A 25,900-nucleotide genomic window follows, 5' to 3' on the forward strand; every position below is an offset into this window, starting at 1 on the left:
ACAGCGTCCTTTGCGCGTCTGAAAAGACGCGCGGCGCTGTAATATGGAAAGCCCGGCGCCTTGTGAGCGCCGGGCCTTTTTCTCAAGCGCGGATTGGCCTCAATCCGCCTCTCAATCCATTGCGTGGATATCCCTGTTCTTCGTTTCCGGCAGGAAGATCAGGCCGATAACCAGCGTGATTGACGCAAAGACGATCGGGTACCAGAGACCGTAGTAGATATCGCCTGCGGCAGCGCTCATCGCGAAGGCCGTCGCCGGCAGCAGGCCACCGAACCAGCCATTGCCGATGTGATAGGGCAGCGACATGCCGGTATAACGGATGCGGGTCGGGAAGAGCTCGACCAACAGAGCGGCGATCGGGCCGTAGACCATCGTCACATAGAGGACGAGGACGAACAGCACGGCGATCGTGCCGATCCAGTTGACGCGGGCCGGATCGGCGACCATGGCGAAGGTGCCGCCATTGGCGATGTTATAGACCGCCATGTCGGTGACGCCATTGGCCTCATCCGCCGTCAGCAGCTTGGTCTCGACGAGCTTCGCCGCCGGTACGGTTTCCTTCTCGCCGGCACGCACGGCATCGGCATTGAGCGACAGTTCCGGATTGGCTGCGATGAAGGCATCGAGCTTGGCATCCGGCACCTTGACGGCGCCGCGGTTCAGCGGGTAACCGGCATCGTGGAGCGCGATGTTGACGCCCTTTTCGAAGGCGGCGGTCATGCCCTTGGCCTTGTCGCCGGCAGCGACGACGTCGAAGCTTGGGATCGTCGCGTTTCCGACCTTCACCGTTGCCGGCTGTCCGGCGGTCCCGGGCACGACGTCATAAGGCACTGAGTTCCTCGTCAGGAACGCCGTTGCCACGTCGCAGGAGCTGGTGAACTTGGCCGTGCCGGTCGGGTTGAACTGGAACCTGCAATCGGCCGGATCAGCCGTCACCGTTGCCCGGATCGAAGCCTGCGCTTCGGCAAGCGCCGGGTTCGCCGTCCAGGTCATCGCCTTGAACAGCGGATTGTAGGTCACCGCCGCAATGAGAAGGCCTGCCATGATGATCGGCTTGCGGCCAATCTTGTCGGAGAGACCGCCGAAGATGACGAAGAACGGCGTGCCGAGGAGGAGTGCGATGGCGACCATGACATTGGCCGAGAACAGATCCACCTTCAGCACGTTCTGCAGGAAGAACAACGCATAGAACTGGCCGCCGTACCAGACGACCGCCTGGCCCATGGTGGCGCCGAGAAGCGCGATGATCGCGATCTTGGCATTTTTCCATGTCCCGAAGGCTTCGGTCAGCGGCGCCTTGGAGCCTTTGCCTTCCGCCTTCATGCGCTGAAACGCCGGCGATTCGTTCATCTTCAGGCGGATCCAGACGGAAATGCCGAGCAGGACGACCGAGACCAGGAACGGAATGCGCCAGCCCCAGGCGGCGAACTGAGCCGCACCCATCAGATATTGAACCAGGACGATGACGATCAGCGACAGGAACAGGCCGAGCGTCGCCGTCGTCTGAATCCATGAGGTGAAGTAGCCGCGGCGCCCGTTCGGCGCATGTTCGGCGACGTAGGTTGCCGCACCGCCATATTCACCGCCCAGCGCCAGACCCTGGAGCAGGCGCAGCCCAATCAGGATGATCGGGGCCGCGATGCCGATCGTGGCGGCACCCGGCAGGACGCCGACGAGGAAGGTCGACAGACCCATGATCATGATCGTCATCAGGAAGGTGTATTTACGGCCGACGAGATCGCCGAGACGGCCAAACACCAGCGCGCCGAAGGGGCGCACCAGGAAGCCGGCGGCAAAGGCGAGCAACGTGAAGATGTTGCGCGTTGCCTCGGGATATTGGGTGAAATAGGTCGCGCCGATATAGGTGGCGAGCGAACCATAAAGATAGAAATCGTACCATTCGAAAACGGTGCCGAGCGAAGAGGCGAAGATGACCTTCTTCTCCTCGCCGGTCATCGGACCGGCCTTCGCGCCGTCGATGCTTGCGACATTTGCCATTGTCTGTCCTCCACAGAGTGATGATCACGCGCGCGACCTACTCTCCTCAAAGCATACCCCTGGCCGCGACACGCCTGACGAGAGTGTGCCAGAAACGACAGATCAAAAAGAGAGATGCTTTGGGATTATGACTTTAGTCTAATGGCGCCACGCTTTGTCACGCACATCAGGTTGCCCGCCGCCCGTGCCGATTGAGCTGCCGGAGGTTTGGAGCAGGTTTCACTGCGGTTTGCGACGTGGACCCTTTATGCTCTCAGCGCCTGCGCCGGCGATTGCCGATAGGCGAGCACTGCCGGCAGCGCAGCGAGAATTGTGGCAACGGCAAGCAGCACTGCCGCAAGCCCGGCGTCTTCACGGGCAAAGCCGACCGGCATGGCGACCCCACTCGTTTGCGAGAACATACCGGACAAGATGAGGGCCGCGGCATAACCGAGTGCGAATCCAAGTGCGATGCCAACCGCCACCAGGAAGAAGAATTCCAGCCAGACGATGCCGAAAATCGCGCCGCGTGGGGCGCCGAAGGCTCTCAGCGCGCCAATCTGGCGGCGGCGCTGGCCGATATGGATGACCGTGACCAGCACCAGCGAGGCTGCGACGAGAGCTTGCGCGCCGGAGGCGACCGCGACGAGGATCTGCTTAGCGTCACCGAGCGTGGCGTAGAGATTGGTCAGCACCTCGCCGGGAAAGACGGCGACGGTATTGCCGCTGCGATAGTCCTGTCGCAGCTTGTAGGCATCGGCGATCGTCTTCGGCTTGACGAGAATGGCGGGAAGGCCGGGAGCACCCACAGTCCAGGTCTCACCAAGCGCGGCATCCGGATCGGCTTTCCCGTGATGCTCGTGCTCACCGTCCTCCGCATGTTCCTCCGCCTCCATGCCATGGATGTGCCAGACGGCTTGGATGGGAACGAGAATGGCCCGGTCCCAGGCGGTGCCGGTCGGCCGCAAACGGCCGGCGATATGATAGACGAGCTGGGTATGGGTCTCGCCGCCCTCTTCCAGCGACCCATGCATCGGCTTGATCTCGCCACCGAGCGGCAGCCTGACAGCGGCGCCGATCACCGCCTCGCCCTCGTGCGCAAAAATCTTGCCTTCGGCCAAGCCGCCGGACAGGTTCTGCGCCAGCATGGTCGTTGTACCGATGATCGGATAGCCGGAGAAGGAATCGCCGAAGCCGATCGGGGCCGCCCAATCGACCCGCGGATCTGCGGCAAGCTTACCCAGCACCTCGCCCGGCATTAGCGGCAGCGGCGAGGGCTGCAGGAAGACAGAGGACAGCACGAGCTGCGTCTCGCTGCCGCCGGCGCCGATCACAAGATCGAACTTGTCGGCAGCGCGTGCGCTGCCGAGACGAAGCGCCCGCTCCTGCAGGACGACAGAAACGCCAAGCGCGGTCGCAAGCGCCACCAGCAGCACGACCACCAGCGACCCCGCCCAGAGGCGACGGAGATCGGAAAGGATGAAGCGGATCATGCAGCCTCTCCCGCCGTCGTCGCGGAATCTTTGCTGATCCGGCCGGAGCCGAAGGTGATGCGCCGGTCGAGGCGGCTGGCCAAGCGCTGGTCGTGTGAAACGACGATCAGCGTGCTGCCTTCGGCAATGGCAAGGTCGAGGATGAGATCGCCGACCGCCTCGCCGCTTTCGGCATCGAGGCTTGCAGTCGGCTCGTCGGCGATGATGACGCCGGGCTTGCGCAGCAGCGCCCGGCCGATCGCCACGCGCTGCATCTCGCCGCGTGACATGGTCTCGATTTTCTGGCCGGGGCGGGAAAGACCGACCGTCCTCAAAAGCGCATGACCCCGCTCGATGACATCAGCTGTGGCAGCGCCGGCAAGCCGCGCCGGCAGGAGTACGTTCTCCAGCGCCGACAGGCCGGGGAAAAGATGGAACTCCTGCATGACCAGGCCGATATTGGCGGCACGGAACCGGTCACGCCGGCTTTCTGAAAAACTCGCGATATCCTCACCGTTCCAGCAGATGCGGCCTTGCCGTGTCCGCTCCAGCCCGGCAACGATATTGACGAAGGTGCTCTTGCCGGAGCCGGACGCCCCTGTGATGGCGACCCTGCTGCCTGCATCGATCGACAGGCGGCCGATCGCCAGTGCCGGCGAGGACAGGCCCGGGAAGGCAACGGTCAGGTTTTCGATATCGAGAGCGAGCATATCGGTTCAAACGGCGAAATATTCGGCCTGGCGGATCCGCAGCAGGCTGACGAAGCCTGTGTCCGGATCCGTCCACGAACCGTATTCCAGCGTGCCGCGCACTTCGATCGCCTGGCGTGACTGTACGAAGGTCTGTTTCTCCAAGAGATAGACGACGACGATATTATCAGGCCAGTCCGCATCCGAGGAGCAGAAAGGGCAGAGCGACATCGGCACCTCGGTCAGCACGAAGAACTGAGCCTCGGCCTTCAATGGCGGCGCCATGAAGCCCTTCATACTGATTTCCTGACCGGCAACGCGCTTCACCTTGTCGGAGAATTCAAGGCCGAGCACGCCGAACTTGCCGTAGAGTTCGCCGAACGCAAGCGAAGAATCGGCAGCGCGAACGAGGGGAGCGGTGAAGGGAAACATAATGGCGGCGCCGATTAGCCGGCGGCGGCCGAAATGCAAAGAAGAAAGTGTTTCCATGGCGACCTCCAAGAAGCAAATCCCGGCCGCTGAACGGCCGGGACCATGATCGATGAAAGAGGCTAGGCCGGCAAGCGACCTGGCCGGATCGGCAGATCAGTTCGTCTGCTTGGCACCGAGAGCGAAGGTGTCGGCGAGCACGCGATAGACGTCGCTCTGTTCCATGTAACCATGGAAACCTTCGGCGCCCGGACCTGCCGACTGCAGGACGACGTCATCGACTGCGTGGACGCCACTATCGCCGCTCTTCGGAATATTGCCCTGAACAAAGACCGCGCCGGGAACATCCTTATACTGCTCGTTGGCGACATATTCCTTCTTTTCGTTCTGGACAGCCGGAACGAACGGACCATCGAGCTTCGGACGGAAGGTCTCGTAGTGATCGGGGCCGTTATTGGCGCTCAGGAACAGTCGGCGGCTGACGTCGATCTTATCGGGATAGCCGTCGCCGTTTTCGTCCTTGTAGTTCGGGAAGCCGGCTTCGGCATAGGTCCCGACCTTTTCGCGCATTTCCGTGCCGGGCTTTTCATCATCGACGGTACCGATGATGGATACGCCATGCGTGTGGTCGCCGGTGACGACGATCAGCGTGTCCGGATGGGCCTTCTGGAATTCGCGGGCAATGCCGATGGCCTGGTCGAATTCGATGGTTTCGATGACGGCACGATCCCAATCGAGCGGATGGGACATTTTGTCGATCGAGGAACCTTCGACCATCAGGAAGAAGCCATCAGGATTCTTGGAAAGGCGGTCGAGCGCAACATTGGTCATGGCGACGAGGCCGGGCTGGTTCGGGAACTTGTCGACGGTGCCCTTCTTCAGGAACTCGCGATCAAGCGTGACGTCCATATTGCCGGTGTGGAAGAGACCGAGGAGATTGCCTTCAGCCGATGCATTGGCTGCGAGCTCTTTCTTGTCGGTCGCAAGCTTGTAGCCGGCATCCTGGAACAGCTTGATGTAGTCCTGGTTGTCCTTGCGCTTGGAACCGGCGACTTCCTTGCCGAGGAAATAGGCCGAGCCGCCGCCAAGGAGGACTTCCGGCTTGACGTCGAGCAGCATGCCGACGACGTCGGCCTTGTCGTTGCGGTTGCGGGTGTGGGAAACGACCGCCGCCGGCGTAGCATCTTCGACCTCGGCCGTTGCAACGATGCCGATCGACTTCTTGGTCAGGCGGCGAACGGCTTCTGCGAAGGTTTCAACCCGTGGGTCATCGAGGGAGGCCGGCGTACGGTCCGCGTAAACGCCGATCGCATTGACGGCTGTCTTGTGGCCCGTCATGTAGGCCGACATGGTGTTGGCCGAGTCCGTATCGACGGCATTCGTCGCCGACGTGCCGATAAAAGCCATACGCTCGAGATCGTCCATATTCAGGCGGCCATTCGCCTTACCTTCAGTCATGCCCTTGGACATGATGCGGGCAGCGGTGCGATGCGCAACGGAAAGCCCGTCACCCAGCAGGAAGATGATGTTCTTTGCCTTCGGCTGGGCGGCTGTTTCATAAACGTTCCAAGTGACGGACTTCGTTTCGTCTCCGGCCGCAACTTCGATCTTGTAGTCGCCCGGAGCGGAAATCTTCAGGCCACGCAGCAAGATAGCGGAGCCGAGAGCCTTGTCATCCTTGCCTTTTTCCAGTTCGACGAACTGCGCCTCGCCACCGAGGACGGTCTTGTAGTCCTGGCCATTGACGGTGATCTTCACGTCTTCGGGCTTGACCTGCTTGTTGAGCTCGACCTTGAAATCGAACGGCGAACCGGCAAGAATCGTCGCGCGATCAAGCGGATAGACCGTCGTCGCCTGAGCGGCGCCCGCAAGGATGGTGGTGGCCGCAAAGGCGGCGAGAAGCGTACGCATGGAAAACCCCCGTTTTCGTTGCAGACATTAACAACCCGGCCGGGATACCGCCCGAGGATGACAGCGGCATGACAAAACGTCGCAGCATTGCGGCCGCCGCTTTCGCCTGCCGGCTCTGCTCGCAAAAACCTTGACTCCTGTGGAAAACCTTCTAAGAGCAACAACGGAAAAGGAATCTCCATGGTTCGCGACGAACACGCCATTGCCGAATGCAATGACCGGGCACGGGTTGCCGGGGTGGATATTGCCGTTCCGGTTTCTGCCAAAACCAAGGCCAAAACGACGACGAAAACCGTCTGACGTCTCTGGCCTGCCGCTCTCTCCCCGGCTCGGCTGGGGACAGGAAGACGCGATTAGTCGCGCCTTTCCCCTCACCGGACAAGAGGAGAGAAGAGAAAGAGAGCTTGAAAAATGGGTTTCAAAGTAGCAGTTGCGGGAGCGACCGGAAATGTTGGCCGGGAGATGCTCAACATCCTCTCAGAGCGTGGCTTCCCCGCCGATGAGGTCGTGGCACTCGCCTCCTCACGTTCGCAGGGTACCGAGGTTTCCTTCGGTGACCGGACGCTGAAGGTCTCCAATCTGGAGAATTACGATTTCTCCGATACCGACATCTGCCTGATGTCGGCCGGCGGCGAGATTTCCAAGAAGTTCTCCCCGAAGATCGGCCAGCAGGGCTGCATTGTCATCGACAATTCCTCGGCTTGGCGCTACGACGCCGACGTGCCGCTGATCGTGCCTGAGGTGAACCCGGATGCCATCAGCCAGTTCACCAAGCGCAACATCATCGCCAATCCGAACTGCTCGACCGCCCAGCTGGTGGTGGCGCTGAAGCCGCTGCATGACTTCGCCAAGATCAAGCGTGTCGTCATCTCGACCTACCAGTCGGTCTCCGGCGCCGGCAAGGACGGCATGGACGAGCTCTTCAATCAGACGCGCGCCGTCTTCGTCGCCGATCCGATCGAGAACAAGAAATTCACCAAGCGTATCGCCTTCAACGTCATCCCGCACATCGACGTCTTCATGGAGGACGGCTACACCAAGGAAGAGTGGAAGGTGCTGGCCGAGACGAAGAAGATGCTCGACCCGAAGATCAAGGTGACCTGCACGGCGGTGCGCGTGCCTGTTTTCATCGGTCATTCGGAATCGGTCAACATCGAATTCGAAAACGAGATCACCGCCGACCAGGCCCGCGACATCCTGCGCGACGCACCGGGCTGCCTCGTCATCGACAAGCGCGAGGACGGCGGCTACATCACGCCATATGAATCCGCCGGCGAGGATGCGACCTACATCTCGCGCATCCGCGAGGATGCGACAGTCGAAAATGGCCTGAACATCTGGGTGGTTTCCGACAACCTGCGCAAGGGTGCTGCGTTGAACGCCATCCAGATCGCCGAGCTGCTCGTCAATCGCGGCCTTGTCAAGCCGCGCAAACAGGCCGCCTGATACCATTTGTAAACCATAATATGCTAAAGCCCTGCTGATGAAGGCAGGGCTTTTTGCCGAGCCGTAGGCGCTCTCTATCCATAAGCGCTTACTAAAAGGTGATCGTGACAAGATCGCCTTCGGCTGGCATTCTGCCCGGCGTCAAGCCAAGGTATGGCGCCCGAAACCGTGAAGCGGTTTTGGCACAGACATGAACAGAACGAAGACTTAAGGCGCGTCGCATGGTTTCGATCGGCCGTGGCGCGCTTCAGCAGACCGGAGCGGGGTTTCTCATGCGCATGACAACATTCCTTCTGGCCGCGTTTACGGTAGCCGGCGTTTTCCACGCGCTACCGGCAGCGGCCCAGGGCGCCCAATGCGGCAATAATAGCAGTGGTTTCAGTGCATGGGTCGCCGACTTCAAGCAGGAAGCGGCGGCGAACGGCGTCAGCCGCTCGGTCCTCGACCGTGCCTTCGCCAACGTCAATTACAACAAACCGACGATCGCCGCCGACCGCGGCCAGAAGAGCTTCAAACTGTCCTTCGACGCCTTCATGCAGAAGCGCGGCGGGGCCACCGTCATCTCCCGCGGCCGCAGCATGAAGGCCGCCAATCAGGCGCTTTTTGCCTCCATCGAGCGCCGTTTCGGCGTTCCGGCCGGCCCGCTGATTGCGATCTGGGGCATGGAGACCGGTTTTGGCAGCTATATGGGCAACCAACATACGCTGTCGGCTGTTTCGACCCTTGCCTATGACTGCCGTCGTTCGGAGTATTTCACCGACCAGCTCTATGCCGCGCTCCAACTCGTCTCCGAAGGTTATCTGAACCCTCAGGCCAAGGGTGCTGCACATGGTGAAATCGGCCAGACGCAGTTTCTGCCGCGCAACGTCGTGCGCTTCGGCGCCGACGGCGACGGTGACGGCCGCGTCGACATGGTCGGTTCCCGCGCCGATGCGCTGGCCTCGACAGCGAATTTCCTCAAGGGCCATGGCTGGCGCGCCGGCGCCGGCTACCAGCCTGGAGAGCCGAATTTCGTCGCCATCCAGGGCTGGAACGCCGCCAGCGTCTACCAGCAGGCGATCGCCTATATCGGTCAGCAGATCGACGGCAGATAGGTCTTTACGGCGGATAAGCCTTCATCGACACCAATACCCGAAACGCCGCTGCGATATGCGGCGTTTTTCATATGCGGGAATCAACGCCGCCACCGGACGCCGCCTTGCGTCGTTCTTCCTGCACTGGGGCCGGCAGGGTTGGTCCCGAGACGACGCAATTGCGGCCGGAGGCCTTGGCGGCGTAAAGCGCCAGGTCGGCGCGTTTGACCAGATCCTCAAAGTTCCGGTTGGAGGCTTCATTTGCCCGTCCGGCGCATCCGAAACTCGCCGTCACCTTAAGAACATCGCCGCTCGGCAGGGGGATTTCCGCCGCCTCGATCGCCAGCCGCACACGCTCGGCAACGATTGCAGCATCATCAGGCGTCGAATCCGGCAGAAGCGCCAGGAACTCCTCGCCGCCGTGGCGCACCAGCAGATCGAAGGAACGAAAATTCTGGCGCGCAACGCCCGCGACCTGCCGGAGCACGGCGTCGCCGGCGTCATGCCCGTGAACGTCGTTGATCTTCTTGAAATGATCGAGGTCGAACAGCACGACGGAAATCCAGCGTGATCCGTGCTCGGCCTGTGTCAGAAGTGCGGATGCGGCGACCTCGAAGCCGCGCCTGTTGTAAAGGCCGGTCAGAAGATCGGTCTGGGCGGCGCTGCGCAACTCGCCCACCAGCGTCTCCCGATCCTGGGTCAGCCGGTCGATCAGGCGCAGGCCTTTTGCCGCCAGCAGCAGCACCAATGTGGCGAGAATCAGCAGGCCGGCACACAACGCCAGGATCCGCGTCAGGTGTATGTGCGAGCGCGTCGACAGGTTTTCGCCGGTCTCGTGAATGTCCTTTGCAGCCTCGATCATCTTCTGCTGCAGGAAGGTCATGCGCTCGCTCTGCGCGGCGGCCCAGGCGTCATGCACCGCGCGTGTCGGCCGTGATCCGGCGAGGATGGCATCGGTGATCGCATTCGCCTTCACTTGGCTGCTGCGGCCAAGATAAGCAACAATGGTGCGCACGATCGGCGCGGAGGAATGGAAGACCATGTGATCCATGCCCTCGCCGAGCATGACCTTGCCCTGCATGAAGAGCTCCACCGGCAATCTGGCGGAAACGCCTTGGTTGAGATAACGGGTGCCGATCCCGGTGATCAGCCTTTCGCCGTAGTAGGTCAGCAGGATGCCCATTAGCTGGTTGGATTTCTCAAGCAGCACCGGATCGCTGATCAGCGGTGAAAGCGCATCGACGACAGCAAGCTGCTTGAGAGCCGCATACCAGTAGATGGAACCCGGATCGCTGCCGGTATAACGCCCCTGGTCGACGGCGCTGCGCGCGGCAACGATGCGACTGTAGGCAAGGCTGAGAATTGATAATTCGCCGACGAGGCCCTCGTCGAGCGCATCGCGGGAGGGCAGGCTGGCATAAAAAGCGCGGCGTTCGTGATCGAGTGTCACCCGGCTTTGCTGCATGTCGGCGGCAGTCCTGCTGTTGGGACGCGCGAGATAGAGGCGGGTGGCACCAATTTCACTCAGGATCTCTGTGGCGGCGATCGACCCGCCACGGGCGAGCACATCGGCAAACTGCCGGTCCTTTTCGAGATCCCTGTATTGAGTGACCGAAGCCCGAATGACGACGACGCCTTCAATGAGCATGAAGACGAAGGGCAGCAGAATGGCGGCCAGAATAACCTTTTTGATGGTTTCGAACTTCATCGCCAATCGCCACGGTGATCAAAACGTCGGTCGTGCGCGACCAATTGACGGCGAGCTTAGCAACAATCCTTAAAAAAGTGATAAACCGGCATGTCCCTAGATTTCGGGACGAATGAAGTCGCGTGTCTCGGCGTCCATGACCCAGAGTTCACCGGTCGAAATGTCGAACCAGGCGCCGTGGAGATGAAGGCTTCCCGCTTCCTCGAGAGCCTTGATGTCCGGGAAGCTTCTGAGATTGTTGATTGAATTGCGGATGGAGACACGCTCAAGCGCCGTCTGCCGCTCGGCGGTCGTCATCACGTCGTTGCTCTGGATCTGCTCGGCGGCAGGTTTGACCAGCGACATCCAGCGGCCGATGAAGTCACCGGGCGACAATGGCTCGGCATTCGGATCGAGCGCTGAGCGGATGCCGCCGCAGCGGCCATGGCCCATCACGACGATATCCGAGACCTTCAGCACCTGCACGGCAAATTCGAGTGCGGCCGAGGTCGAATGAAAATGGCCATCCGGCTCGTAGGGCGGCACCATGTTGGCGACGTTGCGGATGACGAAGAGCTCGCCCGGACCGGCATCGAAAATCAGCTCCGGTGCCGCGCGAGAATCCGAACAGGCAATGACAAGCGTATGGGGATTCTGACCGTTTTCGGCGAGCTGCCGATACCTGTCGCGGGCGTCGGCATAACGCCCGTTCATGAAGTTGCGATAGCCGTCCAGAAGAGGGTTTGGAAAACGCTGCATGCTTCTCGATTAGCGCGCGCGGACGACAAGATCAACTGCTGCACCGCAAAATGAACATATTGGCAGATGCGTCACTTTTTCCGTCGCTGCACCGGGTGCACGAGCCGGCGCATCTGCACCATGGCCATCGGCGTCGAAAGGCTGGAAGCATCGCTTGCCAGCATCAACTCGTTGCTGCCGCGCTTGACGGCACGCGCAAGCACCTCGAAGACGCTGGCGGTGGCAAGCTGCAGCGCCTTTTCGTCCTCAAGCCCGGAAAGCAGGCGCGACAAGAAGACGGCGGCGAGCAGGTCGCCAAGACCATTCGGCGGGTTTTCGACGACGCGGTGCTCGGCAAGAAGCGCGTGGCGACCGGAAAGATAAAGATTGCCGGTACCGCCCGCCATCATTGGCACGGCTGAAGTGACGAGCATGCGCGATGGTCCGAGCGCGAGCGCCGCCTCCATGATCGTGCTGTTGTCGTCGAGGGCTGCCCCCGAAAGCCATGCGAGCTCGTACCGGTTCGGCGTCGCGAGCGAGGCGAGCGGAATGAGATGATCGCGAATGGCCTCTGCGGTCGCTTCCGGCACATAAAGGCCGCCGAGATCACCCATGACAGGATCGCAGACATAGAGCAGCTCGGGATTGTTTTGCCTGAGCGCACCGATCAGCCGGGCGACGGAGCGCGCCTGGGCGGCATTGCCGAAATAGCCCGAAAGTACCGCCTTGACTTCACCGATCCAGGGCGCGCGGATCAGGTCGTCGATCGCCGCGTCGAAATCCGTTTCCGCAAAAGTCAGTCGCGTCGAGCGGCCGTGGCCGGGATGCCAGGGCAGCACGATGGTCGGCAGGGCCCAGACCGGATGACCGAGCGTCTCCAATGCAAAGACGGCTGCCCGGTTTCCGACCGAGCCGCGCACCACATGGCTGGAGATGACGATGACTGCGCCCGCTGCATTTTCCGACATGATATCCAAGATCCGAATGATGACCGCGTTTGATGATCTTTTTGACGCCACGCTGTCAACCATTCTTCATGCGAGCGTGGAAATGTTCGCCGCAACGAAAAACCGGAAGACGGGACTTTCTCTTTCATTTGGCGACGAAAGCGGAAAATCTCTTACAATTTCTCATTTCCAGCGCCAAAAAGCGTCAAAACAATCCTTCGGACCTCTCTTTTAGGGATTTTTTCGAAGAATCTTCTGCTAGCTTGCGAAAAATCAGACATTGAGGGAGGCGATCCATGGCTGCCAGAAACAATCCGAAACGGGAAAAGCAGATCGAAAGCGCGCGCAAGATCGCCAAGGCGACGGGTGAGACGCATCTCGATCCGGAAATTCTCTTCGGCCGGGCAAGCAATGACGATCTCGAACTCTATACACCGGAAATGCTGGCACTCTCCGCCGTGCATTCGGCAAAGGAACTCGACGCCTGGAACGGCAAGGCGCCCCGCGTAGGCATCGACACCATTGCCGATGTGACGCCTGGTGGCATCGCGGTCTCGGTGCTTTCAGTCACCGACCAGAACATGCCTTTTCTTTTTGAATCGGTCATGGGCGAAGTGACGAGCACCTATCGCGACCTGTTCATGGCCGTGCATCCCATCCTGGTCATGGAAAAGGGCAAGGCGCCGGCGCTTTATTCTGCCGATCACCCAAGCGATCCGGCCAACCGCGTCAGCCATATCCAGCTTCATGTTGCGCCGCTCAATTCCGCCCAGGCGGCCGATCTCGTCAAACGCATCGAAAAAGTGCTCGAACAGGTCCGCCTCTCGGTGTCCGACTGGAAGCCGATGCTTTCCAAGATCGACGGAGTGATCGCCGAGCTTGCGGCCAATGGCACCAGCCGGAAGAAGGCCGATCGCGACGAAGCCGTCGCTTTCCTGACCTGGCTGCGCGATGAGAATTTCACTTTCCTCGGCATGCGGGAATATGTCTATTCCGGCAAGGGGATCGATGCCAAGGTCGAACGCGACAAGGGTGCTGGTCTCGGCATCCTTTCCAATCCCGATGTTCTGGTGCTGCGCACCGGCAAGGACGCCGTCACGACAACGCCTGAGATCCTTGCCTTCCTCGACGGCCCCGACTTCCTGATCGTCACCAAGGCGAATGTGAAATCGATCGTCCATCGCCGCGCCTATATGGATTATGTCGGCGTCAAGCGCTTCGACGCTGAGGGCAACGTCACCGGCGAGCTGCGCATCGTCGGCCTTTTCACCTCGACCGCCTATACGTCGCTTGCCTCCGAAATCCCGCTGCTGCGTTCCAAGATCGAGAAGGTGAAGGAGCATTTCGGCTTCGACCCGATGAGCCATTCCGGCCGCATGCTCGACAACACGCTGGAATCCTATCCGCGCGACGACCTTTTCCAGATCGACACGACGCTGCTTGCAAGTTTTGCCGAACAGATCAACGACCTGGCCGATCGGCCGCGCGTGCGCGTCCTGCCGCGCATCGACCATTTCGACCGCTTCGTCTCGGTAATCATCTACGTGCCGCGCGAGGAATATGACTCGATCGTACGCGAACGGATCGGCACCTATCTGAAGACTGTCTATGACGGCCGTGTCTCCGCTTATTACCCGGCTTTCCCGGAGGGGGGCGTGGCGCGCGTGCATTTCATCATCGGCCGCTCGGGCGGCAAGACGCCACGCATTCCGCAGGCAAAACTCGAGCAGGTGATCCGCGAGATCACCGCCCGCTGGGACGACCGTTTCGAGGCGCTGGCCGGGGCCAAGGCGCCGAAGATATCGGTCGACCAAGCCTTCCAGGATTCCTTCACTCCGGAGGAAACCGTGGCCGACCTCGCCGATATCGGCGCCTGCGCCGCCGGCGAGCCGCTTCGCATCCAGTTCTACCATCGTCAGGAAGAACAGGGCCGCACCCTTTCCTTGAAAATCTTTCACGCCGGCGGCCAGCTGGCGCTGTCGCGCCGGGTGCCGCTTCTCGAGAATCTCGGCTTCAATGTCGTCAGCGAACGCACCTTCGACATCGGGGTGCCTGCCGCTGATGGAGAAACCAAACTCGTCGTGCTGCACGACATGGAACTCGAGGCCCGCAACGGCGACGAAATCGATCTGCAGCGTTACGGCGCCGCCCTCGAGGAAGCCTTCGTCGCCGCCTTCGCCGGCACGATCGACAATGACAGCTTCAACCGGCTGATCCTTTCAGCCGGGCTCTCCGCGCGCGAGACGAACGTTCTGCGCGCCTATGCGCGTTATCTCCGTCAAGCCGGCATCGCCTATTCGCAGGATTATATCGCGACGACCCTCGACAAATATCCTGGTGTCGCCGCTGCTATCTTTCGTCTCTTCCATGACACGCTCGACACCAGGCTTTCGGAAAAGGCTCGCGTCAAGAAGCTTGCCGAACTGCACCGGGCGATCGAAGCCGAGCTTGCCGACGTGCCGAGCCTCGACGACGACCGTATCCTGCGCCGCTACGTCAATATCGTCGATGCGACGCTACGCACCAATTATTTCCAGAAGAACCCGGATGGCTCGCCGAAGCCGATGCTGGCCTTCAAGCTCGATCCGCATCTGGTGGACGGATTGCCGCAGCCGAAACCCTTCCGCGAGATGTTCGTCTATGGCGTCGAGGTGGAGGGCGTGCACCTGCGCTTCGGCAAGGTGGCGCGCGGCGGCCTGCGCTGGTCGGATCGCGCCGAGGATTACCGCACCGAAGTGCTCGGCCTCGTCAAGGCCCAGCAGGTCAAGAACGCGGTGATCGTGCCGGTCGGCGCCAAGGGCGGTTTCTATCCAAAGAAGCTTCCCGTCGGCGGCAGCCGCGACGAGATCTTCAATGCCGGCCGCGAGGCTTACAAGACCTATATCCGCACGCTGCTTTCGATCACCGACAATATATCCGGCGCCGATATCGTGCCGCCGAAAGATACGGTCAGGCTCGATGGCGACGACCCCTATTTCGTCGTCGCCGCCGACAAGGGCACCGCGACCTTCTCCGACACCGCCAATGCACTGGCGCAGGAAGCCGGCTTCTGGCTGGACGACGCCTTTGCCTCCGGCGGCTCGGCCGGTTACGACCATAAAAAGATGGGCATCACTGCCCGCGGCGCCTGGGAAACCGTGAAACGCCATTTCCGTGAAATGGACATCGATATCCAGACCACGCCCTTCACCGTTGCCGGCGTCGGCGACATGTCGGGCGACGTCTTCGGCAACGGCATGCTGCTCTCTCCCAAGATCCGGCTCATTGCCGCCTTCGATCACCGCGACATCATCATCGATCCCGACCCCGATATGGAAAAGACGCTGGCCGAACGCCAACGGCTTTTCGACCTGCCGCGTTCAAGCTGGCAGGATTTCGACAAGAGCGTGCTGTCGAAAGGTGCGATGATCATTTCCCGCGCAGCGAAATCGGTCACGCTGACGCCGGAAGCGGTTGCCGCGATCGGTATCGACAAGGCCGTGGCCACGCCCTTCGAGATCATGATGGCGATCCTGAAGAGCCCGGTCGACCTGCTCTGGTTCGGCGGCATCGGCACCTATGTGAAAGCCCCGTCCGAAACCGACACCGAAGTCGGCGACCGCGCCAATGACCCGATCCGCATCACCGCGGTGGAGGTGCGCGCCAAGGTGATCGGCGAGGGCGCAAACCTCGGCGTTACCCAGAAAGGCCGCATCGCCTACGGACTGAAGGGCGGGCGCTGCAATTCCGACGCCATCGACAACTCAGCCGGCGTCAACACCTCGGACGTCGAGGTCAATATCAAGATCGCGCTGGCAGCCGCCATGCATGACGGACACCTGACGCGCGCAAAACGCGACCAGCTTCTTTCATCGATGACCGGCGAGGTAGCGACCCTGGTGCTGCGCAACAACTACCTGCAGTCGCTGGCGATCTCCCTGACGGAACGCAAGGGCACGGCAAACGGTCTGCAGCTTGGACGCTTCATGAGCGTGCTTGAGGGCGCCGGCCAGCTGAACCGCAAGGTCGAGACGCTGCCGGACGACCAGACCCTCGCCGAACGCTATGCGGCCGGCAAGCCGCTGACGCGGCCGGAAATCGGCGTGCTGGTGTCTTATGCCAAGATCGTGCTCTTCGATGCGCTGGCCGCAAGCGACCTGCCTGACGATCCCTATTTCATCGCAACGCTTTTGAATTATTTCCCCGTGAAGATGCAGAAGTCGAATGCCGGCGATATCGCCAACCACCGCCTGAAGCGCGAAATCGTCGCGACCGTGCTTGCCAACGAAGCGATCAACCGTGGCGGGCCAAGCTTCACCGTCGCCATGATGGACGCGACGGCAGCTTCGGCACCGGAAGTGGTGCGCGCCGCAATCGTTGCCCGCGACGGTTTCGATCTGACCCGCCTTTGGGCCGAAACGGACGCCCTGGACGGCAAGATATCAGGCCAGATGCAGAACCGCATCTACGAGGAGATCAGCCACAGCTTTGTCGTACTGACGCGCCTGCTGCTGAAGACGGGCATGACCAAGGTCGATATGGCGGAAGTGATTAGCCGGCTGCAGGCGGCCCTGAGGAGGCTGAAAACCGCCTTCGCCGGACAGTTGGCCGGCGAGGTCGCCGTGCGTCAGGCGGAGTACAGCCAGGCGGGCCTGCCCGAAAAACTCGCGGCCGAGATCGCCAGCCTCCCGATCTTCGCACTGGTGCCGGAGATCATGCAGATCGCCGAACGCACCGGCGAACCCCTGGTGCGCGCCGCCGAGAACTACATCGCTGTGTCGCAAACCTTCCGTATCGGCAGGCTGCTGGCGGCGGGCGGGCGGATCCTCACCTCAGACCATTACGAGAATCTGGCGCTTGCCCGCAGCATCGACCAAATCGCCAGCGCAAGGCGCGACATCGTCATCTCGGCCCTTTCCGATCACGGCAAGGAAAAGCTTCCCGTTCAAGCCTGGCATGCGCAGGATCGCATCCGCATCAACCGCATCCTCGAGGAGCTTTCAAGCCTCAGCGACGGCGGCGATCCCAATCTCGCGCGTATTACCGTTGCTGCAGGTATCCTGACCGATCTTGCGCGCGACCGGGCGAGGTGAGACAGTCCGCGTCAAAACAAGGAGCGGATGTTGAATCGCATTGACTGGACAGGAACGCAACCGCCGAAGGCCACGGAGAAGGGCATCTGGGGGTGGATGTTCTTCGACTGGGCAGCACAGCCCTTCTTTACCGTCGTCACAACCTTTATCTTCGGGCCCTATTTCGTTTCCCGCCTGACCGATGACCCGGTTTCCGCGCAGACGACGTGGAGCAACATGGCGACGATCTCCTCGGTGATTATCGCCCTGCTCTCACCCGTTCTCGGCTCGATCGCCGACCAGTCCGGCGCACGCAAACCCTGGATCGGCTTCTTCGCGATCATCAAGATCGCCAGCCTCTCCTGCCTATGGTTTGCCGCCCCCGGTTCACCTGTTGTCTATCCCGTCATTTTCATGATCCTCGCCTCGATCTCGGCCGAGTTTTCGATCGTCTTCAATGATTCGATGATGCCGCGCCTGGTCGGCAAGCACGAGGTCGGCAAGCTCTCCAACACCGCCTGGGGGCTCGGTTACCTCGGCGGCATCATCGTGCTCATTGCCGTCGTGACGCTTTTGGCGGCGAGCCCGGAGAGCGGCAAGACCATCCTCGGCCTCGATCCCCTATTCGGCCTCGATCCTCAGACCGGCCAGGATGCACGCATCACCGGGCCGATCTCGGCCGTCTGGTATCTGATCTTCATCCTGCCGATGTTCTTCTTCACGCCGGATGTCGGCAGGGGTCTTCCCTTCGGTACCGCCGTCCGCTCCGGCTTGCGGGAACTCAGAAACACGCTTGGCGAACTCAGAGAGCGTCGCGGCATCCTGACATTCCTCATCGCCCGGATGATCTATCAAGACGGCGTCAACGGCCTGCTGATCCTTGGCGGTATCTTCGCGGCCGGCATGTTCGGCTGGGCGACGATCGAAATCGGCATCTACGGCATCATCCTGAATGTTGTCGCGATCTTCGGCTGCCTGATCGCCGGCCGCGTCGACAAGAGCGTCGGTTCGAAGGTGACCGTCGTCATCAGCCTCACCATGCTGCTTCTCGCCACCATCGGCATCATCTCGACAGGACCGGGTTACACCCTGTTCGGACTGATGCCGCTGCCGACGGCCGATTCCGGCGGCCTTTTCGGCACGGCAGCGGAAAAGGCCTATATCCTTTATGGTCTGCTGATCGGGCTCGCCTTCGGGCCGGTGCAGGCCTCGTCGCGCTCCTATCTCGCCCGCAGCGTCAGTCCGGAGGAAGCCGGCCGCTACTTCGGCATCTACGCGCTTTCGGGCCGCGCCACCAGTTTCATGGCGACGCTGCTCTTCTCGCTGGTGACCTATATGAGCGGATCACCGCGGCTCGGAATGGCAACGCTGATCCTGTTTCTCGCCGGCGGACTGGTGCTCCTGATCCGCACGCCCTATCCGGCCGATCGGGCATAGGAACGAGCCCGATCAAGCCGGAGATGAGCGCGTGACCGCGCCCAATCCTCATTCAGTGCCGGAAATGACGCATGCCGGTGAAGACCATCGCAACGCCGTGTTCATTGGCGGCATCGATGACCTCCTGGTCGCGCATCGAACCGCCCGGCTGAATTACCGCCGTCGCCCCTGCGGCGATCATCGACAGAAGACCGTCGGCAAAAGGCAGGAACGCTTCGGAGGCGACCGCCGACCCGTGTGTCATCGGCACTGCGAGGCCAAGCGCCTTGGCGGCCTCTTCGGCCTTCAGCGCGGCGATGCGGGCGGAATCGACGCGGCTCATCTGGCCGGCGCCGATGCCGGCCGTCTGGCCGTCCTTGGCATAGACCACGGCGTTCGACTTCACATGTTTGCCGACCTTGAAGGCGAACTTCATGTCATCAAGTTCCTGCGCCGTCGGTGCGCGCTTGGTGACGACTTTGAGTTCCAGATCCTCGACCATGCCGTTGTCGCGGCTCTGGACGAGCAGGCCCCCGGAAACGGTCTTTGCCGTCAGGCCCGCGACACGCGGATCGGGCAGGCCACGGGCAGACAACAGTCGCAGGTTCGGTTTGCGGGCGACGATCACCTTCGCCTCCTCCGTGACATCCGGCGCGATGATCACTTCGGTGAAGAGCTTGACGATCTCTTCGGCCGTTTCGGCATCCAGCGTCTGGTTGAGCGCGATGATGCCGCCGAAGGCGGAAACGGAATCGCAGGCGAGCGCCCGCCGATAGGCCTCGACTAGGCTCGATCCGGTGGCGACGCCGCAGGGATTGGCGTGCTTGATGATCGCGCAGGCCGGCGCCTTCTCAGGCAGGAACTCGGCGACGAGTTCGTAGGCCGCATCCGTATCGTTGATATTGTTGTAGGAGAGCTGCTTGCCCTGGAGAAGAGCGGCCGTCGAAACACCCGGGCGCTTCTCGCCGGTCACATAGAAGGCGGCCTTCTGATGCGGGTTTTCGCCGTAGCGCATCTCTTCCTTCAGCGCGCCGCCGATGACCCGGTGGCGGGGCGTGTCGATCGACAGCGCCTCAGCGAACCAGTTGGAGATCATTGCATCATAGGCGGCGGTGCGGGCATAGGCCTTGGCGGCCATACGCTGGCGGAAGGCATAGGCGGTCTTGCCGTCATCTGCGGAAAGCTGTTCCAGCAGCTCGGCATAATCGGCCGGATCGGTCAGGGTCGTCACATAGGCATGGTTCTTGGCCGATGCGCGGATCATCGCCGGACCGCCGATGTCGATATTCTCGACGGTCGTCGGATAGTCGCCGCCGGCGGCGCGCACCTCCTCGAAGGGGTAGAGGTTGATGACGGCGAGGTCGATGCCCTCGATGCCGTGTGTTTTCATCGCATCCTGGTGTTCGCCGTCGTCACGGATCGCCAGCAGGCCGCCATGCACCATTGGGTGCAACGTCTTGACGCGCCCGTCCATGATCTCGGGAAAACCGGTGATTTCGGAGACATCGGTGACGGCAAGACCGGCAGCAGTGATCGCTTTATAGGTACCACCGGTCGAGAGCAGGCGCACACCTCTGGCAGACAAGGCGTGGGCGAGTTCGACGATCCCGGTCTTGTCGAAGACGGAGATGAGCGCGGTCTTGATTTCGACCTTGTCGGGGGCGGGGATCTTCTTGGAAATGACGGCCATGAAACCTTCTCCGTTCGGGCTTCGGGAGGACATCCGCAAGGGATGTTCGCATGCTGGCGCCGCGTTAGCACAGCTTTGCCGCCAGGCAAACAGGCGTCAGAGCAGATGTCGAAAAGCACGAGCCATTTTTGGATAGCATCATACCTTACTTCTTTGATGTGGATGCGATCCCAATCTTCGGCCACTCGGCCTAAAATCATCCGCCGCTAGCTTTTACGAGATAGGAACCAGCGGATTTCTGTCTTCTCGGCAAGATCGAAGTCGATTTCGATCTGGTCCGAACCGCAGATGCCGGAGCTGTCGGCAAAGAAAATGTCCTCGGCGATCAGCACTTCATTGCCGGGCGCCGAAAACAACCAGCTTTCGCCGTCCGGCGCCGTCAGCAGCACGGACTCTCCGTCACTCTGATGCAGGACGATTGAGGGATGGATATGAAAACGGGCGACAGCCTTCAGAGGCTCGTCATGCTCATATCCTTCGCGGACGACGAGCCGGTCGCGGCCTGTCACGATCGAGCCTGCGGCATTGAGTGTCAACTCACGCTCGTGCAGCACCCCGAACACCCTGAGATAACCGTCATGGCTGAGCTTGATGCCGTCGCGTCCGTCCTCGGTTTCGGCACGCTCGACGGTGATTGTCCTCACCGGTTCGGTAATCGCGTGACTAAGGAAGGGTGAGGGCGAAAAACGGCTGGACGAGGTGTCGTTGAGGATGACGGTCGAATGTGCCGCCGTTGTGCGCGCCATCTGGACATAGCGGTGCCCGGCAAATTTCGGCGAACCGGAATTGACGATGAAGCGATGGCGGCCGGACGACATCTCGAAGGAGAGGCTGCCCGCATGCGCGGTCCGAAGCGCGCCTCCCGAAGGCGGCGTGCCGGTATCTGCAATGATCACCGTCTTGCCCCCGGAAAGCCGCTGATAACGCGAATGCGGTAAAGCCTTGAAAGGCTGACCGGCTGTCTCGTCATATCGCAGCACGGACATCAGCTCGTTTGCGAGCGTCGAGGTCGCCCCGTTGAAGAGCGCCAAGTCCCCATCCTGATGGCGAAAAAACCGCAATGCCGGATAGATGCGGTCTATGCCGGAGATCAGCTTCTGCGGCAGGTCATGACCGAGATTGACATAGGTCTGCCTGAGCGGCAGCAGATCGAGCAGCAATTCCAGCCCGACGCGCGGATTGCGCGACACATGGCCGCCATCCGACAGAATCTGGCTATCGAATTCGCGGTCGAGCGCTTGTGCCGCCCTTCTCAGTGTAGAGGCGCGCGCCGGCATGGCGACGGAGGCCATGGCGAGGGCGATGCGCAGCCGAAACAGCTCCAGGCCGCCGAGAGTAAACGGCGCCATGCGGTGCAGGAACCTCACCTGGAACGCCAGCGACTTCATGAAGCGGCGATAGAAGCCGCGGTCGGCATTCTGCAGCACCACCGGCGAATGCGACAGCCAGGCGATAACGCGTTGGGCGGTGACGTCGGTCTCCCAGGCAATCCCCTCCATGCGACCGGCATGGATGGAAAGCCAGCTGTCGACGATCGCGCGGGCGGCAGCCGAACTCCGCTCCGTCTTGTTCGCCCGCATATGCCGCAGCCAGCCGAAGCTATGAAGACGGATCGCGAAGGGGCGCGAGGGCAGGGTGAAGGTGAAGGGCGACTTCTCGTTGGTTTCCAGCATGCGCCCGGCCAGGAGAAACCGTCCGTTGAGAATCTCGTCAGCCACATGCGGATCGATGCTGCGGAGATCGGTCGGCGCGACGATCAGACGCTCGGGCACCTTGATCGAATGACGAAAGAGCTTCAGGCGCAGCAACGCGACGCGGCGCAAGGCGCGCCGCCAAGCCTCCCGAACATACATGCTCGCAAAACGCCGACCGGACTGCATATTCTATTGTCTATTGACCCTCGTGGTTAAGAATAGGTGAAAAGTGGCCGATTTCATCGTCCGCAATGAATTAATTCGTGACAAGGTTCGAATATACGCACATTAACGCGTTTCACCTGAAATCATGCGGGCGGTTTTGGAGAGCGGCATGCGTGAAACGAGGCTATGAAACACCTCGTTTAGTGCAGGCTCACCGCGAGCGCTCAAGCCTTGCAATCAGGCCACGCGCCGCAGCACAGCCGCATAGAAGCCGTCGAGGCCGGAGGCAATGCCTTCAGGCATTTTCAGCATGGTGGGAAGCGTGCGGAATTCGCCGAGCGGCGTGATCGCTGCCTCAAGGCCGGGCCAGTCCCCGGCGCCGATCGGAACGCGCTCGATCGCATCCGTATCGGAAAGAACACGGGCGACGACTTCCTCACCCTCGACAGGATCGAGCGAACAATTCGAAAAAACCAGCGTGCCGCCCGGCTTCAGCAATGTCAGCGCATGCCGCAGCAGCCGTTCCTGCAGCGCCGCCAGCCTGGCGATATCCTCGGGCCCCTTGGTCCACAACACGTCAGGGTGCCGGCGTGTCGTGCCGGTAGAAGAGCAAGGGGCATCGAGCAGAATCGCATCGAAACGCTCCGCCGGCTCGAATGTCGTCAGATCTGCCGCAATCGTCTCCGCCTCGAGGCCGAGCCGGTCGAGATTCGAGCGCAGCCGTCTCAGCCGATTTTCCGACTGGTCGAGTGCAGTGACTGCGCCGCCGGCAAGGATGAGCTGCGCCGTCTTGCCGCCGGGCGCAGCACAGAGATCGGCGGTGCGTTTGCCCGAGAGATCGCCGAAAAGCTTCGCCGGGATGCTTGCGGCCGCATCCTGGACCCACCACGTGCCCTCGTCGAAGCCTTCGACCGAAGGGATGCCGCCGTCGAAAGCGGCGAGCCGCACGCCGCCGGTGGGCAGGACGACGCCGTTCAACCGCTTCGCCCAGCCTTCGGGGTCGGACTTGACGGTCAGATCGATTGCAGCCGGTTCGAGCTGGGATTCCGAAATCGCCAGCGCCGCGTCCCGGCCATAGGCCTTTTCCAGCCTGGCGATGAACCAGGCCGGCATCGGCGCGACCTTGCCGATCTCATCAAGCACCTGCTCCTTCTCGCGGCCGAGCCGGCGGAGGATGGCATTGACCAGCTTGGCGAAACGGCGATTGCGCGGATCCTGATTGGCCTGCTCGACGGCGAGATCGACAGCCGAATGATCCGGCACGTCGAGATAGAGGATCTGCGCCGCCCCGATTGCCAGCACGTGATGCAGCGCCCTTGCGCCCTCCGGCAGCGGCGAATCCAGCAGCCCGGCAATCGCGGCATCGATACGCGGCAAATGGCGCAGCGTCGTGTTCAGGATGGCACGGACGAGCGCCCGGTCGCTTTCGCCGAGCGCCCTATAGGCCGGATTGCCGTGTTCATGATCGAGAGCGCCGTCGAGCGGCAGCTTGCGGTCAACGACGGCAGCAAGAATTTTTGCCGCCGCAGCGCGGGCCTGCAGGCCAGGCTTATCAGGCGCAGAGCGCTCAGTGGAGGGCGTATGCTTGCGGAATGGCTTCTTCGTGCCGTCTGAATTCAAGACCACGGACCTTTTGGCGGTTGCGAACCACCGCGACCAAGACCCGTATCCGGAACAGAGCGCGATTTGCGCGACGGATTAGCAGCACGAGCCGGCGACGTCGAGACATTCATACCGCTTTGCGCCATGTCCTGCAGCGCGGCGATGCGGTTTTCCGTGTTCGGATGCGTGGAAAACAGATTGTCCATGCGCTCGCCGGAGAGCGGATTGATGATGAACATATGCGCCGTCGCCGGGTTGCGCTCGGCATCCGCGTTCGGCACGTGGGCCGCGCCGCGCGCGATCTTGCCGAGCGCCGAAGCGAGCCAGAGCGGATTACCGCAGATTTCGGCGCCGCGGCGGTCTGCCGAATATTCGCGCGTCCGGCTGATCGCCATCTGCACCAGCATGGCGGCGAGCGGCGCCACGATCATCGCCACGATAACGCCGACGAAGCCGAGCGGATTGTTGTTGTTTTCACGGTTGCCGCCGAAGAAAAAGGCGAAGTTGCCGAGCATCGAGATCGCGCCGGCAAGTGTTGCCGTGATCGTCATCGTCAGCGTGTCGCGGTTCTGGATGTGGGCGAGCTCATGCGCCATCACGCCTGCGACTTCCTCGGGAGACAAGGCGCTGAGCAGGCCGGTCGAGGCGGCGACGGCGGCATTATCGGGATTGCGGCCGGTGGCGAAGGCATTCGGCTGCGGGCTGTCGTAGAGATAGACCTTCGGCATCGGCAGGCCGGCATTGCGGGCGAGATCGCGCACGATCCGGAAGAATTCCGGCGCATTGCGCTCGTCGACCTCCTGCGCGCGATAAGCCGAAAGCACCATGCGGTCGGAATTCCAGTAGGAGAAGAAATTCATGCCGGCGGCAATGACGAACGCGATCATCATGCCGGCCCGACCACCGATCAGGAAGCCGACAAGCATGAAAAGCGCCGTCATGAAGGCAAGCAACATGGCAGTGCGAACGAGGTTCATTGCGGATCTCCATCTCCGATTTCGGCGTCACAAGCTTTCAATCCCGGCACCGGCGCATTATGATTTGGTTATTCACCAGCCATTTTCAATATTTTCCGGCAGGAGACGGCCATGCAGGACGCCGATAACGACAATAGCGAAACGCCGACGGCCGAGGGAACAGAGCCGCCGCGCAAGATACTGTCCCCGGCTGCCAGACGCGCCCTTGCTGAAGCCGAAGAGCGGCGAAAGAAACTGAAACCGCTGGAGTTGCCGCCGGAGATCGGCGGCCGCGGCGGAGCCGAGCCGGCGCGCTTCGGCGATTACGAAATCAATGGCCGAGCGATCGATTTCTAAGTCAGTATTCCTATTGGTTCCCCATTCCTATTGGTTCCCCTCGTCGTGGCCGAGAATCCGGCTAACGAAATTTAGGCGACGGGTATTTGGCCGCATTCTGGCGGGCGTGACCTCGCCGGCAATCTTCTCTCCGGGGCGTCGCCCCGGGATATGCTGGAGGCCGCAAACCACGCAGCAACAATGCGCAAGCAAAACGAGCCGCCCCGGAAGCCCGAACGGGCTGGAGCGGCTCGATCGATCAGGCGGTCGCCTTGTTCTGCCGGTTGGCGATCAGATCGTCCACCACTGCCGGATCGGCAAGCGTCGAGGTGTCGCCGAGCGCGCCGAAATCATCTTCGGCAATCTTGCGCAGGATGCGGCGCATGATCTTGCCGGAGCGTGTCTTCGGCAGGCCGGGCGCAAACTGGATCTTGTCAGGCGCAGCAATCGGGCCGATTTCAGCACGAACATGTTTCACCAGATCCTGGCGAAGCGCGTCTGATCCCTCGTGGCCGGCCATCAGCGTCACGTAGCAATAAATGCCCTGGCCCTTGATCGGATGCGGATAACCGACGACCGCGGCTTCCGAGACCAGATTGTGCGAGACGAGAGCGGATTCCA

20 protein-coding genes are annotated in these 25,900 nt (G+C 61.5%); 7 read left to right on the forward strand and 13 right to left on the reverse strand.

What is annotated here, in order from left to right:
* Positions 1 to 111: 111 nt before the first annotated feature.
* From C3Y91_RS32435 to C3Y91_RS32455, 5 genes are all read right to left on the reverse strand, one after another.
* Positions 112 to 1,998: an MFS transporter gene (locus tag C3Y91_RS32435; protein ID WP_024320536.1), complete on the reverse strand. Its 1,887-nt coding sequence runs from the start codon at positions 1,996 to 1,998 to the stop codon at positions 112 to 114.
* Positions 1,999 to 2,243: 245 nt separating this feature from the next.
* Positions 2,244 to 3,470, reverse strand: coding sequence for an ABC transporter permease (locus C3Y91_RS32440; RefSeq protein WP_130665302.1), 1,227 nt, complete (start codon positions 3,468 to 3,470; stop codon positions 2,244 to 2,246).
* Positions 3,467 to 4,159: an ABC transporter ATP-binding protein gene (locus C3Y91_RS32445; protein WP_018071912.1), complete on the reverse strand. Its 693-nt coding sequence runs from the start codon at positions 4,157 to 4,159 to the stop codon at positions 3,467 to 3,469. Before C3Y91_RS32445 ends, C3Y91_RS32440 begins: the two co-directional genes overlap by 4 nt.
* A gap of 6 nt (positions 4,160 to 4,165) precedes the next feature.
* The gene (locus tag C3Y91_RS32450; RefSeq protein WP_168576271.1) at positions 4,166 to 4,627 is read right to left on the reverse strand and encodes a hypothetical protein; all 462 of its coding nucleotides are present in this window, start codon (positions 4,625 to 4,627) and stop codon (positions 4,166 to 4,168) included.
* A 96-nt stretch (positions 4,628 to 4,723) separates the two neighbouring features.
* A complete protein-coding gene (locus C3Y91_RS32455) occupies positions 4,724 to 6,478 on the reverse strand; it encodes an alkaline phosphatase (RefSeq protein WP_168576272.1) in 1,755 nt (584 codons plus the stop codon).
* Between the two features lie 87 nt (positions 6,479 to 6,565).
* Between C3Y91_RS32455 and C3Y91_RS38630 the strand changes: the two genes are divergently transcribed.
* The 3 genes from C3Y91_RS38630 to C3Y91_RS32470 all read left to right on the forward strand — a co-directional run bounded on the left by C3Y91_RS38630 (position 6,566) and on the right by C3Y91_RS32470 (position 9,018).
* Complete coding sequence (locus C3Y91_RS38630; RefSeq protein ID WP_018481442.1) at positions 6,566 to 6,778, forward strand: hypothetical protein; 213 nt, start codon at positions 6,566 to 6,568, stop codon at positions 6,776 to 6,778.
* Positions 6,779 to 6,889: 111 nt separating this feature from the next.
* Positions 6,890 to 7,924 carry an aspartate-semialdehyde dehydrogenase gene (locus C3Y91_RS32465; protein WP_017966032.1) on the forward strand — a complete coding sequence of 345 codons (1,035 nt, stop codon included), beginning with the start codon at positions 6,890 to 6,892 and terminating at the stop codon, positions 7,922 to 7,924.
* Between the two features lie 272 nt (positions 7,925 to 8,196).
* On the forward strand, positions 8,197 to 9,018 hold the full coding sequence (locus tag C3Y91_RS32470) for a lytic murein transglycosylase (RefSeq protein WP_130665303.1): 822 nt from the start codon (positions 8,197 to 8,199) through the stop codon (positions 9,016 to 9,018).
* Positions 9,019 to 9,085: 67 nt separating this feature from the next.
* Here C3Y91_RS32470 and C3Y91_RS32475 read toward each other — a convergent pair whose 3' ends face one another.
* The 3 genes from C3Y91_RS32475 to pdxY form a co-directional block, all read right to left on the reverse strand.
* A complete protein-coding gene (locus C3Y91_RS32475) occupies positions 9,086 to 10,705 on the reverse strand; it encodes a GGDEF domain-containing protein (protein ID WP_024320543.1) in 1,620 nt (539 codons plus the stop codon).
* 96 nt (positions 10,706 to 10,801) lie between these two features.
* A complete protein-coding gene (locus tag C3Y91_RS32480) occupies positions 10,802 to 11,443 on the reverse strand; it encodes a carbonic anhydrase (RefSeq protein ID WP_018071906.1) in 642 nt (213 codons plus the stop codon).
* Between the two features lie 71 nt (positions 11,444 to 11,514).
* Positions 11,515 to 12,390: a pyridoxal kinase PdxY gene (pdxY, locus tag C3Y91_RS32485; protein WP_130656659.1), complete on the reverse strand. Its 876-nt coding sequence runs from the start codon at positions 12,388 to 12,390 to the stop codon at positions 11,515 to 11,517.
* Here pdxY and C3Y91_RS32490 point away from each other — a divergent pair.
* The 3 genes from C3Y91_RS32490 to C3Y91_RS32500 all read left to right on the forward strand — a co-directional run bounded on the left by C3Y91_RS32490 (position 12,362) and on the right by C3Y91_RS32500 (position 18,857).
* Positions 12,362 to 12,604 carry a hypothetical protein gene (locus tag C3Y91_RS32490; RefSeq protein WP_197730610.1) on the forward strand — a complete coding sequence of 81 codons (243 nt, stop codon included), beginning with the start codon at positions 12,362 to 12,364 and terminating at the stop codon, positions 12,602 to 12,604. The two genes, pdxY and C3Y91_RS32490, sit on opposite strands and share 29 nt — an antisense overlap.
* A gap of 61 nt (positions 12,605 to 12,665) precedes the next feature.
* A complete protein-coding gene (locus tag C3Y91_RS32495) occupies positions 12,666 to 17,441 on the forward strand; it encodes an NAD-glutamate dehydrogenase (RefSeq protein WP_130656660.1) in 4,776 nt (1,591 codons plus the stop codon).
* 27 nt (positions 17,442 to 17,468) lie between these two features.
* The gene (locus C3Y91_RS32500; protein ID WP_024320548.1) at positions 17,469 to 18,857 is read left to right on the forward strand and encodes an MFS transporter; all 1,389 of its coding nucleotides are present in this window, start codon (positions 17,469 to 17,471) and stop codon (positions 18,855 to 18,857) included.
* Between the two features lie 52 nt (positions 18,858 to 18,909).
* On the opposite strand, the gene purH is transcribed toward C3Y91_RS32500, so the two are convergent.
* From purH to htpX, 4 genes are all read right to left on the reverse strand, one after another.
* A complete protein-coding gene (gene purH / locus C3Y91_RS32505; protein WP_075225384.1) occupies positions 18,910 to 20,526 on the reverse strand; it encodes a bifunctional phosphoribosylaminoimidazolecarboxamide formyltransferase/IMP cyclohydrolase in 1,617 nt (538 codons plus the stop codon).
* 206 nt (positions 20,527 to 20,732) lie between these two features.
* Positions 20,733 to 22,406, reverse strand: coding sequence for a heparinase II/III family protein (locus C3Y91_RS32510; protein ID WP_018071901.1), 1,674 nt, complete (start codon positions 22,404 to 22,406; stop codon positions 20,733 to 20,735).
* Between the two features lie 216 nt (positions 22,407 to 22,622).
* On the reverse strand, positions 22,623 to 24,011 hold the full coding sequence (locus C3Y91_RS32515; protein WP_130665304.1) for an RsmB/NOP family class I SAM-dependent RNA methyltransferase: 1,389 nt from the start codon (positions 24,009 to 24,011) through the stop codon (positions 22,623 to 22,625).
* Positions 24,002 to 24,964, reverse strand: coding sequence for a zinc metalloprotease HtpX (gene htpX / locus C3Y91_RS32520; RefSeq protein WP_130763874.1), 963 nt, complete (start codon positions 24,962 to 24,964; stop codon positions 24,002 to 24,004). Before htpX ends, C3Y91_RS32515 begins: the two co-directional genes overlap by 10 nt.
* 111 nt (positions 24,965 to 25,075) lie before the next feature.
* On the opposite strand from htpX, the gene C3Y91_RS32525 reads away from it, so the two are divergent.
* Positions 25,076 to 25,300, forward strand: coding sequence for a DUF1674 domain-containing protein (locus C3Y91_RS32525; protein ID WP_018071898.1), 225 nt, complete (start codon positions 25,076 to 25,078; stop codon positions 25,298 to 25,300).
* A gap of 238 nt (positions 25,301 to 25,538) precedes the next feature.
* Here the strand turns inward: C3Y91_RS32525 and C3Y91_RS32530 are convergent.
* The coding region (locus C3Y91_RS32530; RefSeq protein ID WP_425523625.1) for an AMP-binding enzyme at positions 25,539 to 25,900 on the reverse strand (362 nt) is incomplete at its 5' end.

It is taken from the genome of Rhizobium ruizarguesonis (genome assembly GCF_012349115.1).
GTDB classification, from domain to species: domain Bacteria; phylum Pseudomonadota; class Alphaproteobacteria; order Rhizobiales; family Rhizobiaceae; genus Rhizobium; species Rhizobium ruizarguesonis.